Source organism: Paenibacillus oryzisoli, from assembly GCF_001653565.1.
GTDB classification, from domain to species: Bacteria; Bacillota; Bacilli; order Paenibacillales; family NBRC-103111; genus Paenibacillus_E; species Paenibacillus_E oryzisoli.
Window position 1 is genome coordinate 31,836 of the sequence record NZ_LYPB01000069.1, and the last position, 18,823, is coordinate 50,658.

Below are 18,823 nucleotides of genomic sequence, written 5' to 3' on the forward strand. Positions count from 1 at the left end.
TGCATTCGCCACTATCATACTCGACATATTACTCTTGCAGAGAGCAACTTCCCTATCTTCTCACGAGTAAGTCTCTTAATAGAACTTACTCGTGTATGCGCGGAGGAGGTTATGGTGGTAGTGGGGATGGTGGGGATGGCAACGATGGTGGCGATGGCGATGTTGGCGATGACGACGATGACGGCGATGAGGGTGATGGCGGCGATGGCGGCGATGGTGGTGATGATGGTGATGATGGTGATGCTGATGGTGATGGTGATGGTGATGGTGATGCTGATGGTGATGGTGATGGTGATGGTGATGGTGATGATGATGGTGATGGTGATGATGGTGATGATGATGATGATGGTGATAGTGGCGTACGTTAGTGGTGGAGTTTGTAGGTTTGGAGGGGTCGTAACAGAAATTTTGTTTTTAACTGGAAAATATACAGTTATTATCAACAATTCCCCTCGAAAATTCGATTTAACTGGAAAATATGTAGTTAAAATCTAATTTTTAGTTCATATCGGCTAGATTCCTCAAATATAACTGTATGTTTTCCATCTATTGCGTAATAAATCGATGAATCCCTCCATTTAACTGTATATTTTCCATCTATTCATCTGGAACACACATCCATTTTACCTAGAGCACCATCTCACCGCTCAAACACACATCCATTCTGCCTAGAGCACCATCTCACCGCTCAAACACACATCCATTCTGCCTAGAGCACCATCTCACCGCTCGAACACACATCCATTTTGTCTAGAGCACCATCTAACTCGCTTGAAACACTAACTACTCGTCTCCCCTACTTCTACTTCACTGCACATTCACATTTACTCCTACCACTCCTCTTCGCTCCCCCACTTCTACTCGCAACCAGTATCTTATACTCCCCTCACGCGAGTAAGCTATTGGACCTCCAGTCTCAGGCACAATTCATACATGAAAAATTTCATCTGTAGAATTCCTTCGAGGAGGATAAGCGCCCCCGTTTCAGCGGAGAGACTTTGGTCACAGACCATTTCCGTACCCCGGAATCTTACAAATTCTATGAGCGCACAAAAAGGTCAATCGACATTTCGTCGACTGACCTTTTGTGTTAAATTCCCATTGGGAATGGTTATCTAATCCCTTGAATCGAAAAACTATAGGCATAACTGCGGTTCGCATAAAGCGTAAACTCGGGATGCGTCTTCGACATCCAACTATCGTCGCCGCCAACGCCCATTTGGCGGTAGTTAACGCGCAGCGCAATTTTGTCGCTAGTGGGCAGCTTGTACATATGATCAGCCGCTTCTAGTTCGGACGGCGTGTACGGCAGCGCATTCAGCTCAACTGCCTTCGCTCCTTCAATCCGCAAACCGAGGCCATCGGCACGTGTCAGTTCTGCCCATCTTACATCCGTTTTGTTTCCACATTCTTGTGGACGCAAATACGGTACATATTGGTCTGCTACTTTCCCTTGGTAAATGCCCAACCTTGCGCTTTCCGCACGATCCCAATGGTTTTCATGGGGGCCTCTGCCGTACCACTTCAGGTTCTCGAAGCTGGCGTCCAGTTGGAGCATCATGCCGACTTCCGGGATTTCCGGAAGGTTATGTCCTGGGAGGAGCTCCTCACGAATCCCAATCCGGCCATCCCCCGTCACGGTATAGAGCAGGTTACAGATCGAACTGTGTGTCGTTGGCAGCATATACGCGACTGTAATTTCCACTTTATCCGCTTGGGAACGAACATGCATGGCATGCAGCTTACGCTCTTGGCCAGCTTCCTTCCAAGTCCTACTACGTTCCGGCAACTTGTTTCCTTTATCGTTGTCGATACTGGCACGCCAAAAATTAGGCCTTGGTGCTACTTTGATGAGCTCGACGCCATTGTACACATAGGAGGTTAAATCACCAGACTGCTTACTGAAAGTTACCCGAAAATCCGAACTAAATACCATGACAGAAGTATTCGACTCTTCCACTTGCACAGGCAGAGCTTCTAGCGCTTGCACAGCACGCGACTCCACTGGCAACAAGAACTGCTCGAACGCCACCTCATGATCGGCAGGAGCCCACAGCTGATCTAGCTTCTCAACCAATCGAACAGTCAACGTATACTCCTCTCCATCAACTACGTACTCAGGCAGTAGATAGAAAAGTTCGACAACTTCCGTAGCCCCTGGTTCCAAATCTAGTGGAGCATTCCCTTCCTCTACTAGCAGACCGTTCTTAGCTATTTCCCACTTCAATTTATAATCGGATAAGTTCGTAAATAAATAGTTGTTCGTAACACGGATATGCCCTTGCTGCAGATCGACTTCTTCGAACTTCACGTTCTGATAGCATTTCTTCACTTCATATAACTTGGGAGTCACACTGCGATCTGCGAATATAAGACCATTCCCACAGAATGTGCCATCATTAGGTGTATCGCCAAAATCCCCGCCGTAGGCCAGATATGAGCTGCCATCTGAGGTTTTGGTACGAATGGCTTGGTCGATCCAATCCCAGATAAAGCCGCCCTGGAGTATGGGATACTTGTCAAACAGTTCGGTATATTTAAATAGATTCCCATTCGAATTCCCCATTGCATGGCTATATTCACATAGAATGAAAGGTTTCTTAGGATTCGAACGTGCATACTCTTCTACTTTGTGCGGCAATGTATACATTTGGCTTTCGATATCGGAAGCTGCATCGGATTTGCGGCAGCGCGTGACGCCTTCATAATGAACGAGGCGCGTCGGGTCATTAGAGCGGAAGAAATCATGCATACGAATGAAATTATCGCCACCCCATGACTCATTGCCTAATGACCAGATGATGATCGACGGATGATTTTTATCCCGTTGCAGCATCGAATTAGCGCGGTCTAATACATTCGCGGTCCACTCTGGTTTACTCGCAGGGACCGTCCATCCTTCGTCCTCTTGGAAATTATTCCAGCTGCCATGCGTCTCAAGATTCGTTTCGTCAATAACATAAAGACCATATTCATCACACAAATCGTACCAAAGCGGATGATTCGGATAATGCGAAGTACGTACGGCATTAATGTTATAGGCCTTCATCAGTTGAATATCGCGAACCATATCGTCATAGTGCACGGTACGGCCCGTATCACAGTTAAACTCGTGACGATTGACACCTTTGAACAAGATGCGTTTGCCGTTAATTGTCATAAGCCCATCTTTTAATTCGAACCTGCGGAACCCGACGTTGCAGCTAACCGCTTCAATCAATTTCCCAGAAGCGTCCTTCAGCGATAAAACCAAACGATAGAGATGAGGGGTTTCAGCCGTCCATTTTTTCGGAAAATCAATGTTGGTGCGTAGCTGCCGCACTTGCTCATTCGCATCGTTGAGCTCTACGTCCACGGATAAGGGTCCTACTACAATATTTTCATCTGCATCATACAGGCTAGCTTCCAGCGTATGCATCCCTAGCTTCTCTCCGAAAGCATTCATCACCACTGCCTTCAGTTGCAAGTCGCCGTGGAGATACTCGTCGTCCAAATCCGCAACAACGCTGAAATCATAAATATGCGCCTTCGGTGTACTGTATAGATAGACATCACGGAAAATTCCGCTCATCCGCCAGAAATCCTGATCTTCCAACCAACTGGCATCGCACCAACGATACACTTCTACGGCTAATTTGTTCTCGCCCTCTTGCAGATAAGGCGTCAAATCAAATTCGGCAGGCGTGAACGAATCTTCACTATATCCAACCAAATCACCATTGACCCAGATGTAGAACGCTGATTCCACACCTTGGAAACTAATATATACAGGAAGACCTTTCCACTCATCCGGCACTGAAAAAGTGCGGACATAGGAGCCAACTGGATTGTAAGCTGTCGGTGCAAAAGGAGGTTTAATATCCTCCTTGCCCTCCCAAGGATATCGCACATTCGTGTACTGCGGATAATCGTAACCTTGAAGCTGCCAATGTGAGGGAACTTGAATCGAATCCCAGCCGCTGGTATCGTGGTCAACCTCGTAGAAGTTCGTACTCCGCTTATCAGGGGTCTCTGCAAAGCTGAATTTCCACAAGCCATTCAGTGAAACGGTATATGGGGACGTACCTCGATCCCCTTTGAGCGCTTCTTCTACGGAGTCATACGGCATCAAAGTCGCATGAGCATTCTTTCGGTTTAACTGGAAAATTTCTGGATTATTATTCCACTCGGGATAGCCGTTCTTCGGACGTGTGTAGGAATATTTTGGACGCATGTCGTGCACCTCATCAACTATATTTTCACTTTGTGTAGAGCTGTTTGAAATCTGACGGTGTCATACCTGTATGTTTCTTGAACAATTCACTGAAATGCCGCCTGTCTTCGTAGCCTAGTAGCTGAGCAATTTCTTGAACTTGCTTGCCTTCCAGCAGCATCGCCTTCGTCTGCTCCATTCGCTCTGTAGTTACAAACTGAGTAACCGTCATGCCTGTAACTTTCTTGAACAGATTGGCGAAGTAGCTACCGCTCAAATACACCAATTTGGCATAATCATTCACGGTCATGTTGGATGCAGCATTGTGACGTATATGTGCTATGACTTGCTCGACAACTTGATTCACATCTTCAACATGGCGTTTCTGTATGAACGCGCACCCGATTCTACATAATTCCTTGATATGGTCTTGAAGCTCTTTAAATTTATAGGAGGATAAACTCTTAATCTGATACTGATATCGTTCAATCCCTTCCATTTCCTCGCGCGTTAGCTTTTCTGAGAAGACGCGATTGATTAGAAAGGCCAGCTCATCACACATGCCCTTGACCACTTCGGGAGCCGGAGGGATCGCGGCATGAACGGTTTCCTCAAACAGTTCATCCACAATGCTGCTTGCTTTGGGCAAATTCCCCGACCTTAAGCAGTAAAAAAGCTCTTTTTCCTTCTCCGGGGAGTAGCGGGGCAAAGTTTGATGGACTGGGCTCATATCTAGGTACTTGTACACGGTATTGCCGCCTGTATAAAAATTATAGGAGATAGCCGCGAACGCCTGAGAGTAGGAGTAAGAGATCTGATGGATCTCCTGCACTTCTTCCCCGAGCCCAATAGATATGGTATATCTGGAGTATTGATTGACATTTTCGCGGCACCGCTCCGCTATGGCTTCGGCATGAATGCTATCTGAAGGGTTGAATATCGCCACATACCGATTGGTATGATCTCGGAAAACAAACCCTTTGGTATGCTCTCTCAAACTTTCCTCCAAAATGTTCTGAACGGTAAACCGGATCAGTTCGACCTCCTGAACAGGGAGTGTATCTGTTTGCTCCGTGAATTGATCAATTTCAGTCAGCATCACAACAAAACGCTCGCGTTCAAGTCCAATATTTAAAAAATCCCAACGTTTCTGCGCCTGCTCAGGCGTCGTTCGGAATTGAAGCAGCAGCTGAAAGTATTCCTGCCTCAAGAAAGGCAAGCTCTCCCGCAGCTTTCTTTCCATCTCGCGGTACCGCTGTGTTTCGTGCATTTCCTCTTCAATCGATTGCTTCGCTTTCAAAACGACATCGACAATTTTTCGTGGTGTATACGGTTTGACAATATAATCAAAAGCACCTAGACGCAGTGCCTCTTGGGCGTACTCAAAATCCGTATAGCCGCTTAAAAAGACAATTTTCGTTCGTGGAAACCGTGCCAGAATCTGCCTCGTCATCTCCAACCCATCCACTTTGGGCATGCGGATATCGGTCAGAACAATATGTGGCTCTGTGCTTGTAATAAGCTCAATGCCTTGCTCACCATTACTCGCCGTTCCTGCGATGCTAATTCCGTAAGACGCCCAGTCGATCTGGTTCGCAATGCCCTGCACCACGGTTTTGATATCGTCGATTACACACATTCTAAGTTCTGTCGTCATTGCTTGATCACTCGCCTGTCAAGGGTATAGTTAGTTTCACCGTGGTGGAGTCATAAGGCTCGCTGCTCAGACGAATATCTGCTTGATTGCCGTAGTATAGCCGCAGTCGTCCATACACATTGCGAAGGGCGTAGCTCTTGGCAGGAGATTGTTCCCTGCGCATATCACTGTCAACGGTTAAGACATCCATGCCTTCCCCATTGTCTTCTACTTGAAGGACCAGATGGTCGTCGGTACTTGCAATAACTATGTGTATTTTCCCTTGACCATCCATACCCTGAAACCCATGTAGGATTGAATTTTCCACCAAAGGCTGCAAAATAATTTTCAAAATGGGTCGATCTAACAAAGATTCATCCTCTAGCTCAATCGAATAATCAAACAAATCTTCATAGCATTTCTGCTGAAGGATTAGGTATTGCTTCACATGTTCAATCTCCTTGGCTAACGTGGTCATCTCATTCCCGCCGTTAAGACCAAACTGGAATAGGAGAGATAGAGAAGTAATCATCTCCGTGACATCCCGGTTCTGAGACGTCTCCGATTTCCAGATGATCGTGTTCAGCGTGTTATACAAAAAATGCGGATCGATTTGCGCCTGCAGCGCTTTTACCTCCATCTTTCGTTTCTCGTACTCCGCTTCTTTGACATCTTCAATGAGTGAAGAAATTTGCTCCAGCATTCGGTTAAACTTAAGTCCAACCTGGGTCACTTCATCTTCATATTTAGATGTGAAGCGCACATCAAGATGATTTTGCTCCACCTTTTTCATCAACCCTTGAAGTTTGTGCAGCGGCTTGAGTAGAAAGCTCGATATCACATTAGATAGCACGAAAGCCAATACAGCGCAGCACAGCATAATCCAGAGTGTAATTGTTTTGATCCGATTAACCTGCCGCAGCAAATCCGATTGCTGTTGAACACTGACCATCATCCAATCGCCTGCCATCGTAAGCCTCGAATAGTTGACTAGCAATTTATTGCCAGCGGTGTCATATTTGAAGAAACCGCGATCTTGTTTCTGCAATTGCTCCAGAAAAGAAGGATCATTTTGAAAAGGAGGAGGCTGGCTGCTTAAAGGAAGCACTGTTTCGCCATTGTTCGAAAGAAGATAATAGCTTTTGGAATGATCCAACAAATCATCCGTAATAACGCTCCCAATGGCGTCCTCCTTCACATTGACAACCACATAAACGTCTCGAACAGCGGCATCCGTCACAGGCTTCATAATCAGCGAAATCACTCTCGTTTTACCTAAAAAAAGCGCATCCTCATGATCTCCCAGCCATACGACACGTTCTGTTGTGTTCAGATATTCGGAAAATATCGTATCCTTGAAACGAACCTGCCCGTTGCGCAGATCATTCGTTGCATACATTTCACCAACAGGCGTGTAGATCAGAACGGATTGAATCGATGGTTCTATCAGTTTCATTTGGCCTAGAGGCGTTTGCAATGAGGAGAGCCGTGTATAGTATGAGGCCGAGTTATTTGCAAAGACATCCTCCATGGCATTCTTGAATGGATCACTCAGCATCATCGAAGAGGTCGAGACAATGATATGTCTGAGCTTCTCATCCAGCACGCGCGTCGATTTATTCAGCGTATTTTGACTCGAAATAAACGCTTCATTCTCCGTGGATCGAAAAGCAATCCAATAGGACATGATGCCTGTCAGAGCAATGGAAACAATCGTCAGCATTAATACCGAGATCCTTAACCGCTGGCGGAGCGATAGCCGATAAAACCATTGATTCAAGCTGACTCCCCCTTCTCTGTATAATAATAAGGAAGAGACGCATGGCAATAAGCCGCGCGCCCCCTTCCTATTGTATCCATTCAAACCTCTGCCTATTTGGCAAGCGTACCTTGCATTTTACCCGGATCAAAATTCGGGTCTGCCTTCAACTTCGTTTCTCCCGCGGCACGCGCTTTCTCTAATGCCGTATTATAGCGAGTGCTCAAATCACCTAAGATTTTGTCCAAATCTCCGCCTTCAAGCATATATTTAATAATGACATTCCCTGTTTTAATGCCTTCAACTTTTGTTTCCGCCACGCCAGTCGGAGTCGTTGCATACAATGCATCGAACTTCGTAGGCAAGAATCCTTCAATACCTGGCATAGCTGGCTTCTTAGCAGTCGCATTTACATCCGCTACAATTGAGATCCCAAGGCCTTTTTCGTGATATTCCTTCTGGAAGTCCAGATTATAGATATACGCTAAGAATGTCCATGCTTTATCTTTGTTAGGCGTTTCTTTGTTGATGCCAATATAGTTGCCTGTATTCGCAACGGCTACAGTTCCTGTTTGTTGCCCGTCAATCGTTGGCGGCAGCGCTGCGCTCCAGTTCACTTTGGTTGGGAATTGGCTTTGGTATACAGCAGGTTCGCCGGAGTGGTTAAAGTACATACCGATTTTCCCTGCTGCGAATTGGGCGCGAAGCGGATCAATATCAAGAGATTCTACACCAGGCAGCATGCTGCCATCCTGCTTCATTTGACGAAGCCCTTCAACAATCGGTTTATAAGCGGCAAAATCATACTGACCTGTTTTATAATTATAACCGTCTAACACGGACGTCCCGCTGAATGATCCAATCGGATTGGCAATCCGTGAGAAAGCAGAGCTTGGATTCTTGAAGTTCTCAGCAAAACCGTAAGCTCCGATATCTTTGCCAGCTTCGGTAATTTTCTTCGCATCTTCAACCATTTCCTTAATCGTTCTTGGCGGCTCAGTAATGCCAGCTTTTTTGAACAGATCTACGTTATAAATCAATCTCCAGTATTGCCCTGTGTTTGGAAGTGAATAAATTTGGCCATCAACCATATTGCTCTCTTCAATAAGCAAATTGCTGTAGCGTTTCTTCATATCATCTGTCATCATATCATTCAGCGGCAATAGGTACCCTTTCTTCACAAAACCAGGGAAATCGTTGGTCCGGAAAATATCAGGGGCTTGTTTACTAGCAAAAGCAATATCGACCGACTGATTGAAATTATCAGCCATAACTGTCATTTCTACTTCAATATTGTCCTTGTTCGTCTCGTTGAACTTCTTGATAACTTCCTTCATATAATCAGCGTCATGGCGGTCAATCGTCCAATACGTAAGCTTCGTCTTCGGACCGCTTGCTGCAGGTGAAGTTGATGAACTGGAGCTAGTGTTCGTCGGTTGATCGGTTTTTCCACCGCATGCTGCAAGTGAAGCTACCATAGTTACGCCAAGCAATGTGTTCAGAACTATCTTTTTATTCATGTCGTTAAACCCTCCTGTTTTCTCTTCTTATGTTCGGATGCATGTATCTTGTAACTGTTTTCATGATACTGCTATATCCATCCCAACCGTGATTGACAATTCAACTTTCCATGTGGGGGAAAATAACTCTTTGTGTGTTTGTGCGGCTATCCTTTTACACTACCTGCTGTAACCTGGATGAACGACTTATTCGCCAACACATACACGACGAGAATAGGCAGGAAAGACAAGCATGCACCAGCCATCATGAGATGCGCTTCGGCAGCAGCGCCAATGCCGTAGCGCAAATTAGCTAGACCAACCGTCAGCGTCTGTAGTTTCGGGTTCGTCATCGTGAAGACCAGCGGCAAGATATATTCATTCCAAGCACCACGGAACGTGAACAGGGCAGTAACGCCAAGTGCGGGACGCAATAATGGGAGAATAATCCGCCAGTATACCGTAAAGAAATTACAGCCGTCAATGTACGCAGCCTCGTCCAAATCCCTAGGAATCGCTTTAAAGAAGCCAATCAACATGAAATAGATTACCGCATGCGAGGAGATGAGGATGATGATGACACCCCAAAGTGATTTGTTCAAACCAAGCTTAACCATGAGATTGAATTGCGGCATCAACACAACCGCCCCAATCGAAATGAACATCGTACTGGCTTGTAAAGATACATATAAACGTTTGCCAGGAAACTTTGTTCGATCCACGGCATAGGCGGACATTGTTGCAACAAGCAATGTTCCGATCGTTACGATAATACTAATAAAGAGGCTGTTCCATGTAAATTGTGCAAAGTTAGCCTGCTTCCATGCGGTCGCGTAATTGGAGAACTTCCAGACGGAGGGCAGCAAAGTAGCCCCGGTCGTTAACTCTGCATTCGTTTTGACTGAGCCCAACATCGCCATAATAATTGGGAATATCGTGAAGAAGGCGATGGCGATCAAAAAGATCCATTTGATGCTATGCCCGATTATGCGGCTGCCCGAGAAACCACCTGATTTTGTGCTAGTAATCATTATATACCCTCCCTTGTTAATCCTGATTCAACCGTTTGGACATCGCGAAGTAAAAAATCGTAATTAATCCGACAATGAGGGCTGTTACGAAACCTGCAGCACTACCATAACCAATCTGCTGTACCGTCGGAGAAGTTGCCGAGACTGGGAAAAACAGTTTGTATACATAGAGATACATGACATCGGTTTTGCCGAAAGGTCCGCCTTCGGTCATGACCATAATACTTTCATATCCTTTGAGGGAGTTGATAATGGCCAGCATCACGATCATCTGCAGAACAGGCCCGAGCATTGGAATCGTAATGTACCAGAACTTGTGAAACACATTCGCGCCATCAATGGATGCACTCTCGTATAGATCATCGGGAATCCCCTGCAATCCGGCTATGAATAGAAGCATATAATTACCGATCGCGCCCCATATCGCCATAATGATAACGGTGATCATGGCATAATCAGGTCCTAGCCAATCAATCGATTTGGAGATAATGCCATACTTGAGCAAGAATTGATTGAGAATACCGTTATAGGAGTTGAAAATCGTAAAGAATACGATTGCCATAACGGATGTGCTTATAATGGTCGGCATGAAATACACGGCGCGCAATAGCACTTTCCCTTTAATCCCCTTGTTCAGTATGACAGCGAGGATCAGTGAAAGCGGCAGTACGATAATGAGCTTACCGCCCGCATAGATAAGCGTATTGTACACGGAGTGCCAAAACTCCGTATCTCGAAATAATCTTGTAAAATTATCGATTCCGATGAATTTCGCTTCGCCATACCCCTGGTAATCGTAAAACATATAGCGAAGCGCCCAGATAAGCGGATATATGCCTAGCGCCAACGTTAAAAAAAGACTTGGAAAAATAAAAACATAGGAATTGAAGAGGGAATTCCTTTTGCGCATGTGTCATCTTCTCCTTAGACTGAAATAGTAGTCTAAGCATAGTACAACCGCGCAAGTAGGCGGGAGTGGTAATTCAACTATGTCCGTATGACAAATCAACTGTCTTCCCTATAGGGGGAGAACATGACGTAATACGTGGGAGAAATGGGGCAAGGCAAACAGACCGCAAATAAGTTTGCGGTCTGTTTGCCTATCTATTTATTTGAATCGGATCATAAATGTTCGAATCTCATAGGGCTTTAACTGCACACCTATCAGGGAGTCATGTTGAGGCTCGCCTTCAGGGCGTTCGAGCAGGTCGCACTCCTGCCAAGACACGATCCCGGCGTCGCTCGTAATCTCAAGCGGACCGCTAATGCCTGCGTACTCGTGGATACGCAAAATAACTGCGTCCTGATCCTCCGCGCCTTTAACCGCATCAATCATGACATGTTCGCACGACAGACGGAACAAGCTGAATGACGCTTGTTCAGGCGTTCCAGACACATACGTAAGTGGATTGTTAAGTGCGTTTGCTGCTTGCATCGTTTTCCCCTCATACCAATCGCCCACATGCGGCAGCAGTGAATAGGTGAAATGATGCTCACCAATATCCGCGGTAGGGTCCGGTACCATCGCAGACTTGATCAGCGTTAATCGCATCACATTATCTTTGATGTCATAGCCATATTTGCAATCGTTCAGCAGGCTGACACCATATCCGCGTTCCGACAAATCGGCCCACTGATGGCCAACCGTTTCAAACCGCGCATAATCCCAACTCGTATTCCAGTGCGTAGGACGCTTTACATTGCCGAATTGAATATCGTACGTCGCTTCCGTCGCCCGGATCCGCACAGGGAAAGCAACTTTCAACAGCTTGCGCGGCTCATGCCAATCCACATGTGTCTTGAAATCGATTCTACGGCTATGCGCATAGAACACCATATCTTGCACAAGGGTTGAATCCATATAGGTCCACTCGAAACGGACAATCGCAGTCAAAGCCCCTATTTCCGTCACTTCTATCCGGGTTACACTGGCCACTTCCTGCTTTTTCTCCGTATAAAAAATATCAATATCCCATGCCTCATGCCGGCCCTTCGGCTTATCTTCAAACACTTCGAAGCGGTTGCCCGTCTGGCCCTCAGCGATGATCTCCCTATTCTCTATCCGATCATAGAGTCGTTCAATCTGCCCGCTTCCATTCCATTCGATTTCATAGAATGGCGTTATGACACCCTGAGGCAACATTGTGAATGGCATGTCCTTCACCTTTTGCAAATACGTATCCGCCCGATCCCCTTGTCGAATCACGGTGTATCCCATGGATGGAATCCTCTCAACCTTCACCAACTGATTCCCATCTACTAGCTGTGTCTCAAGCGGCCGATTTAACGCATCCAGCCAGAGGCCTTCATCTCCCGCTTCCCCTTGAGGCAGAGATACGATATCCGTCACCTCCCATGGTGAACTGTTGAATACCAGCATCTCAGGCCCCTGTTTACTATCTGTTAAATAAGAAGCAGACAGTTCCCACACTTTCTTTCCAAGGGTATGGGCTTGGCCGTATTCGATCCTGCTGTCCTCATAAACCTCTCGAATGGATGAACCCGGGATAATGTCATGGAACTGATTACGCAGAATAATCTTCCAACCTTCATTCAGAGAGTGAGAGCTCTCGGTGTTCGACGCCTGTGCGCTGGCATTCAATAAACCGCTCATGACTTGCAGCCACTCTGTCTCGCGATACAGCAGCTCCAACTTACGATTCATAAGCTTGTTATAAGCTTGACTGGTATAAGTACCACGGTGCAACTCTAGATATAACTCGCCGTCCCATGTATGCACATAGGATGTTGAGTCAGACACCTGCTTATGCAACTTGTCAAAATATTCGTCAGCACGCCCCGTCTTAACCGCGGGAATGCCAGGAATTTGATCCAATCTGCGCCGCATCTCCAGCATTTCGCGATTTACGCCACCTCCGCCGTCGCCGAACCCATAAGCCAGCAATAGAGACGAATTAAGTGCCTTGTCCCGGTAAGCGTCCCAAATACCTTGTACCGAAGATGGGGTAACTTTCCCATTGTAGGTGTAGTAGAACGCACCTTCACTGGAGCCCGGATCCGGCGTCGTTATGAAATGGGTCAGTACTTCCGATCCATCAATGCCACGCCACATAAACGTATCATGAGGCATGCGATTATATTGATTCCAACTAATTTTCGTCGTCATAAACGATTCAATACCGGACTTCCGTAGAATTTGCGGCAGCGCCCAGCTGTAGCCAAATACGTCTGGCAACCACAAATACTTGCATTCAACGCCGAATTCCTCACGGAAGAATCGCGTTCCGTAGAGCAGCTGCCGCACCAGCGCTTCCCCAGAAGCTAAGTTGCAGTCTGCCTCCAGCCACATGGCACCTCCTGCTTCCCAACGACCTTCCTTCACGCGTTCCTTGATCCGTTCATACATATCTGGATAATCCGACTTCAAATATTCATACAACTGTGGTTGTGTTTGTAAAAAAATGTAGTCCGGATACTGCTCCATCAAGCGTAGTACCGTGGAGAATGATCGTGCTGCCTTCTCCCGCGTATGCTTCAACTGCCAGAGCCAAGCGACGTCGATATGCGTATGCCCTATGCATTGAACAACAACCGCGTGCAGTTTCGGCATCGATGACAATGCCTTTTGCAATTGTTCTTGCGCCTGCGCAACGGAGTTATAGAAAGCTTCGCTCCCTGGTCTTGACCAATCGAGTATTAGAAATGCTTGATCCAGCATAGATAACAATCCATGCCGTTCCGGACGACGTTCGTCCAAGATGCGAATCGTTTCTAGCAACGCTTTGCTCGTATAGTACAAATCATCGCAAGCCTCATCTAACCAGCACAGAGCTGCCAATTCCAGCTTGCTTTCCATGACACGGGCGCTTTGGTAACCGCCTAAACCAGACCATAAGCGGAAACGCAACTGCACCTCCGAACCAATCACATCTTCAGAGAAAAATACTTCATCATGATTCGAATCCACGCCCTGATACGGCTCTCCGTTCAGAAAAAGAAGCGATTCGAAACCGCTATTCGTGCCTTCTCCTGTTTGTCCCAACCTAAACCGGCCAAGCACCTTCCTGCCTGTCCATTCTTCGGGAATACGTACATCCACTGCTAGCCAATAATAAACATCGCGGCCTTTCCAGCGGTCTCCTATGCGAATCGAATCCCATTCGCCGTCATCGGATGGATAGGCGCCAATCGCGCCTTCGGCATCTAATTTGAAACGAAATGTATCTATAACCCTTTCATCACGATAGCGAAAAGGTTCCAATTCATGAATTCGTGCTTGCAACTTCTCTATTGTCCAAAACATGACAAAATTCCCCCTCAATCCGTTGATGATGCTGCCCACATATGAATCCTGATAATGGATAATACTACTATATCTAAGCGTTAGTTATGCTTATTGTAATGGATAACTGCCTCAAGGTGTGATAGGTAAACGGATCATTCATAGGGGGTAATTTCATTTTCCTGTTAATGATACAAGAAAAGGACCCCTCCAATGGTGGAGATAGTCCTTTTCTTTGGCTTAGTTGAAGAATGTTACTACTTAGTTCGTGTGTGACCCAAAGTATTGATAAGTGCCTTTAGGAAACACATTCCATTGGAATGGCAGATATGCGCTAACCCCTCCACCCATAGCTGGTTTACGCACAAGCGTACCACCGTTAGACAAGAAAGCATTCGCAGTCACAGCTGTCGGATCACCTAGGACATCAATTGTATTCCCGCCTGCATCTTTGATCACATAGGCGTTCACTGTGTACTTAGTAGGATCATAGGCACCAAACTCATCATTAAAGTACATTATTGGCATTATATCAAACGCATCATAGAAGATAGCACTAATAAAAATATACAACATATCCTTGTTAACTCCGGCATTGAGTGGGATTTTATCAATTTTGATCGTTCCATTATCTTTCATATACTTATAGATCCATAAGTGGTATCCACCATAGCCAGCACTATTAGGTAGATTTGCTATTTCTAAGGCAATCCGACCATCCCCGCCATCTACAAAGTCCGTAAAAAAAGGACCTGTATTAAACATAACTGTTGTAAAAGCCCAGTCTGTCTTCCCAGTTATGGCGAGATTCAACTTGCCTTGCGCATCTTTGAACGCGCCGCCCTCAACAGTGACGTAATACTCGGTTTGATCCAGCAGCGATTGATGTTTGATCGTAGCTACCTTGTTATTCGTAGTTACTTTGGAGCTATCGCCTGCATCAATAGTCTGAATAAGAGAGTCATCGGATTTCTTATAAATCTTAATGTTCTTACCAGCCACACCACTCACATTGGAATCAAATGTCATCGTAAGATCGCCGCTTTTATCCACATTGCTTGCACCGTTTGCAGGACTTAAACTTTCTGTAATCAAATCAAATTCTACAGTAGCAGTAATCGTTGCATCAGGTGAAGTCAATGATCTGCCAGATGCTAAAGCTGCCGCTTTAATCGTTACACTGAAATTCGTAATGTCTGTGTCAAAATCTGTTCCATCATAATCTAGTGCAAGAAATAATTCATGATCACCTGCTTTATCCGCACTAATAATAGTTAAACCACTAGGTGCATGATTCAATACGAAATCGTCGATTGATAAACTACTTGGTGAACCCACGATTGAACCATCTTTAAATGTATCACCTACTATGACTAAGTCTAGCATTGCTCCTGCAGATGCAAGTAGCTGACTCTCGCTAAACTCTTCAAAATTAGTTACAGTAAACGTACGTGTGTCTGGTGTCCAGAAACTCCAGCTTGTCGTTCCAACAAGCTCTGCAATCAGGTTGCCAGACGAATCCTTCAAAGCTCCTTGCTCGATATTAATATCATACTGGGTGGAGTCATCTAACCCTGGATTTTTGATGGTTAACGTCTTCCCATTGAGCGTTACATAATCCGTATCACTGATATCATAAATGGCGATCGCGTTGCTATGATCAGAGGTTTTATATAGACGAATCATTTTCCCCGCGATGGCTTGGATATTCTCATTAAATACGACAGAGAAGTCAGCGCTCTTACTAACACCAATAGCTTGATGGCTAGGTGTCAATTGCATTACGACAGGTGCCGTTTTATCTGGTGTCGAGAAGCTCCAAGTCGCCGAACTAGATATCCCAGCGAACGCATTATTAGCTAAATCAGTGAAAGCTCCGCTATCTATTTTAATATAATAGGTCGTTACGTCGGACAGACCTGGGTTGGTAATCTTTACTGCTTTCCCATCAATGATAACGTTCGTGCTGTCCGTTGCCGAGTAGGTAGCTACAATAGAGTTATCCGATTCTTTCAAGATACTTACGCTTTTGCCGTTTACGGCTTTTACTTCTTCGTCAAATGTAATCACTAGTTGCGCAGATAAGTTGTTAAGCGTTGAAGAATTAGCAGGCGAAAGCACCTCAATCGTTGGTGCTGTCGTATCCGGTGTCGCAAAGGCCCAATCTATCTTCCCTGATATTCCTGCATACGAGTTACCAGTAGAATCCGTAAAGGCTCCTTCTTCAATCTGAACGTAGTAACTACTCGTTTCCTTTAAGTCTAGGTTAGAGAATGTGACCAGCCCTCCAACGATTGCCACATGTGTTGAATCTGCGGCATTGAACTCAGTTACACTTTCGTCATTGGCAGTATTATAAATGATTATCTTCTTCGTAGCATCCGCCACGACAGACTCACTAAAGGTAAGCGATAGAGCAGAGTCCTTCGATGCCATACTACCATTTGGAACCGGACTATAGGCTGTCACTGTTGGCGCAATCGTATCCGGTGTTGCAAAAGTCCAATCCGAAGTGCCTCCAATAGCCGCAACAGGGTTACCCGCAAGATCTTGAAAAGCGCCAGCAGTTACTTCAATATAGTACGACTTATCATTCTCCAAGCCTGGATTTACGAGCACAACTTCATTATCCGTAATCTGAACTTGAGAGGCGTCATCTGCATCAAGAGCAGCAACTTCGCTGTGCGTAATGGCATTGTACACTTTGATTTGCTTGCCTGACACAGCTTGAACAGCTTCATTAAAAGTAATTTTAAAATGATCTGTGGGGTTGATCTTGCTCCCATTATTAAGCGGATACAAGCTGTTAACTTCGGGAGCCGTAGCATCTGACACATAAAACGCCCAAGCCGTATTACTCGTTATCCCCGAGTATTCATTATCCGAAAGATCTGCAAATGCACCAGCTTCAACAAGCGCATAATAATCCTCTTTCTCTTCGAAATTACTGTGTAGAATCGTTACCTCAGAACCAGTGATTGTTACTTTTGATGTATCGTCGGCAGAGATCGTTTCAAACTCCGTTTGATCCGCTTTATAAATGGTAATTGCTTTACCAGCAACCGCCTTTACAGCTTCGTTAAAGGTCAGTTTCAGTGCATCATTTTTCGATACGTTCCTTGAAGCAGTGACCGGTAGACTTCCGCTCACGATTGGCGCAGTCGTATCTGGCGTAGAGAAGGCCCATCCTGTTGACCCACTTAGACCAGCATAGGGATTCCCAGCCAAGTCTTGAATAGCCGTACTATCGACTTCAATGTAGTAATCGGTAACATCGGTTAAACCTGGATTTGTGATTTCGACGGTTACCTGATTGATCTTCACTTTATCCTCATCATTTGCGGCATAGATTTGAACAATACTCTGATCTGATTTTTTGCGTAGCGTAATATTGCCTGTACCCGCTTGGATGGTTTCGTTAAATACCATAATAAAATTGGATGACTTAGCAGCTTTACTCATTAACAACAATGGTTGCAAAGGTTGATTAAGCACAGGTGGCGTCGTATCAGGAACAGGTGTGGCACTTGTCCACATGTACGTATCCCCGTATTTAATACCTGTTTGGGCGCTTGGCGTAACAGCTACAAACAAATACTCGCCCACATCACTCGCTTGAATGGTGTATTGCTTCGACCGTGCCCCATTAATTGCTAATTTGGATGACCCATCTTGATCCTTACCCCGATACCATTGATAGGTGTAAGTATCTGCTAAGTCTCCTTCAACATCTTGATAGTCCGGCATGATTTCCACAATTTCATTCAATTTAAGTTGACCGTCCACATGAGAAGATGTGACCTGCGGCTTGTCGTTAATCTCTTGGATATTCACAATAAACGTGCTGGCCACGGTGCCTGATTTCCCTACATAATTCGTTAAAAGCGCTGTGGCGTCCTCTTTACTCACTTTCCCATCTCGGTTAATATCCAACCGGTTGATCTCAACTGGATCTGTAATTGGAGGGGTTGTATTCGCAACCTTCGTAATGTATAGGGCATCCGCCGAAGTGACATTCCCATCACCATTGGTGTCCCCAATTCGAATAATAGTAAATTGCAGCGTGTCTACCGCAGTTGCTCTGCCGTCTTTCTCGGCCTTTAATTCAATAGTTGCTGTTCCAGCTGAAAGGATAGTTACTTTAAGCAAGTTCCCATCGATTTGAGCCGTTGCCGCGCTATCTTTCGACGACGCTGAAAGAGTCATTCCACTTTCATTATGCCAATGGGTATGATTGGTGATGTCTATCGCTATGGTGTTCGCATCTACAACGGAATTGCTGTTAATCTGTACCCACTGAATATCTTTATTAACGACAGGTGTGGTGACAGTTGCCATACTCAATGCATAAGTATGTCCCGTTCCAACAAGTGGACTAAGGGCCAGTATAGCGCTTAATGTAACAAAGTGACCTTTATGAGGATAGGGAAGGAGCTTCTCCCATAACTTTTTCTTCATATGCT

9 protein-coding genes are annotated in these 18,823 nt (G+C 45.5%); 1 reads left to right on the top strand and 8 read right to left on the bottom strand.

Annotated features, from left to right (window positions below; translation table 11 throughout):
- Positions 1-114: 114 nt before the first annotated feature.
- On the top strand, positions 115-495 hold the full coding sequence (locus tag A8708_RS35465; RefSeq protein ID WP_204787538.1) for a hypothetical protein: 381 nt from the start codon (positions 115-117) through the stop codon (positions 493-495).
- A gap of 616 nt (positions 496-1,111) precedes the next feature.
- Here A8708_RS35465 and lacZ read toward each other — a convergent pair.
- The 8 genes from lacZ to A8708_RS15070 form a co-directional block, all read right to left on the bottom strand.
- Positions 1,112-4,213: a beta-galactosidase, LacZ type gene (gene lacZ / locus A8708_RS15035; protein ID WP_068664756.1), complete on the bottom strand. Its 3,102-nt coding sequence runs from the start codon at positions 4,211-4,213 to the stop codon at positions 1,112-1,114.
- A gap of 25 nt (positions 4,214-4,238) precedes the next feature.
- The gene (locus tag A8708_RS15040; protein WP_068664758.1) at positions 4,239-5,849 is read right to left on the bottom strand and encodes a response regulator; all 1,611 of its coding nucleotides are present in this window, start codon (positions 5,847-5,849) and stop codon (positions 4,239-4,241) included.
- A gap of 7 nt (positions 5,850-5,856) precedes the next feature.
- Positions 5,857-7,608: a sensor histidine kinase gene (locus A8708_RS15045; protein ID WP_157264798.1), complete on the bottom strand. Its 1,752-nt coding sequence runs from the start codon at positions 7,606-7,608 to the stop codon at positions 5,857-5,859.
- A gap of 92 nt (positions 7,609-7,700) precedes the next feature.
- Positions 7,701-9,107, bottom strand: coding sequence for an ABC transporter substrate-binding protein (locus tag A8708_RS15050; protein WP_068664760.1), 1,407 nt, complete (start codon positions 9,105-9,107; stop codon positions 7,701-7,703).
- Between the two features lie 146 nt (positions 9,108-9,253).
- The gene (locus A8708_RS15055; protein ID WP_068664762.1) at positions 9,254-10,117 is read right to left on the bottom strand and encodes a carbohydrate ABC transporter permease; all 864 of its coding nucleotides are present in this window, start codon (positions 10,115-10,117) and stop codon (positions 9,254-9,256) included.
- Positions 10,118-10,133: 16 nt separating this feature from the next.
- Positions 10,134-11,027 (bottom strand): carbohydrate ABC transporter permease, encoded by an 894-nt coding sequence (locus A8708_RS15060; RefSeq protein WP_068664764.1) that lies wholly within the window; start codon positions 11,025-11,027, stop codon positions 10,134-10,136.
- Between the two features lie 198 nt (positions 11,028-11,225).
- Positions 11,226-14,381 (bottom strand): alpha-mannosidase, encoded by a 3,156-nt coding sequence (locus A8708_RS15065; protein ID WP_068664766.1) that lies wholly within the window; start codon positions 14,379-14,381, stop codon positions 11,226-11,228.
- 240 nt (positions 14,382-14,621) lie between these two features.
- Positions 14,622-18,818, bottom strand: a complete 4,197-nt coding sequence (locus A8708_RS15070; protein ID WP_068664768.1) for an Ig-like domain-containing protein — start codon at positions 18,816-18,818, stop codon at positions 14,622-14,624.
- Positions 18,819-18,823 lie beyond the last annotated feature (5 nt).

Excerpts from the sequence above, each read along its gene's own strand:
- A8708_RS15060 (WP_068664764.1), bottom strand. The coding sequence starts at position 11,027 with ATGCGCAAAAGGAATTCCCTCTTCAATTCCTATGTTTTTATTTTTCCA.
- A8708_RS15070 (WP_068664768.1), bottom strand. The coding sequence starts at position 18,818 with ATGAAGAAAAAGTTATGGGAGAAGCTCCTTCCCTATCCTCATAAAGGT.
- A8708_RS15040 (WP_068664758.1), bottom strand. The coding sequence starts at position 5,849 with ATGACGACAGAACTTAGAATGTGTGTAATCGACGATATCAAAACCGTG.
- lacZ (WP_068664756.1), bottom strand. The coding sequence starts at position 4,213 with ATGCGTCCAAAATATTCCTACACACGTCCGAAGAACGGCTATCCCGAG.
- A8708_RS15055 (WP_068664762.1), bottom strand. The coding sequence starts at position 10,117 with ATGATTACTAGCACAAAATCAGGTGGTTTCTCGGGCAGCCGCATAATC.
- A8708_RS15050 (WP_068664760.1), bottom strand. The coding sequence starts at position 9,107 with ATGAATAAAAAGATAGTTCTGAACACATTGCTTGGCGTAACTATGGTA.
- A8708_RS15065 (WP_068664766.1), bottom strand. The coding sequence starts at position 14,381 with ATGTTTTGGACAATAGAGAAGTTGCAAGCACGAATTCATGAATTGGAA.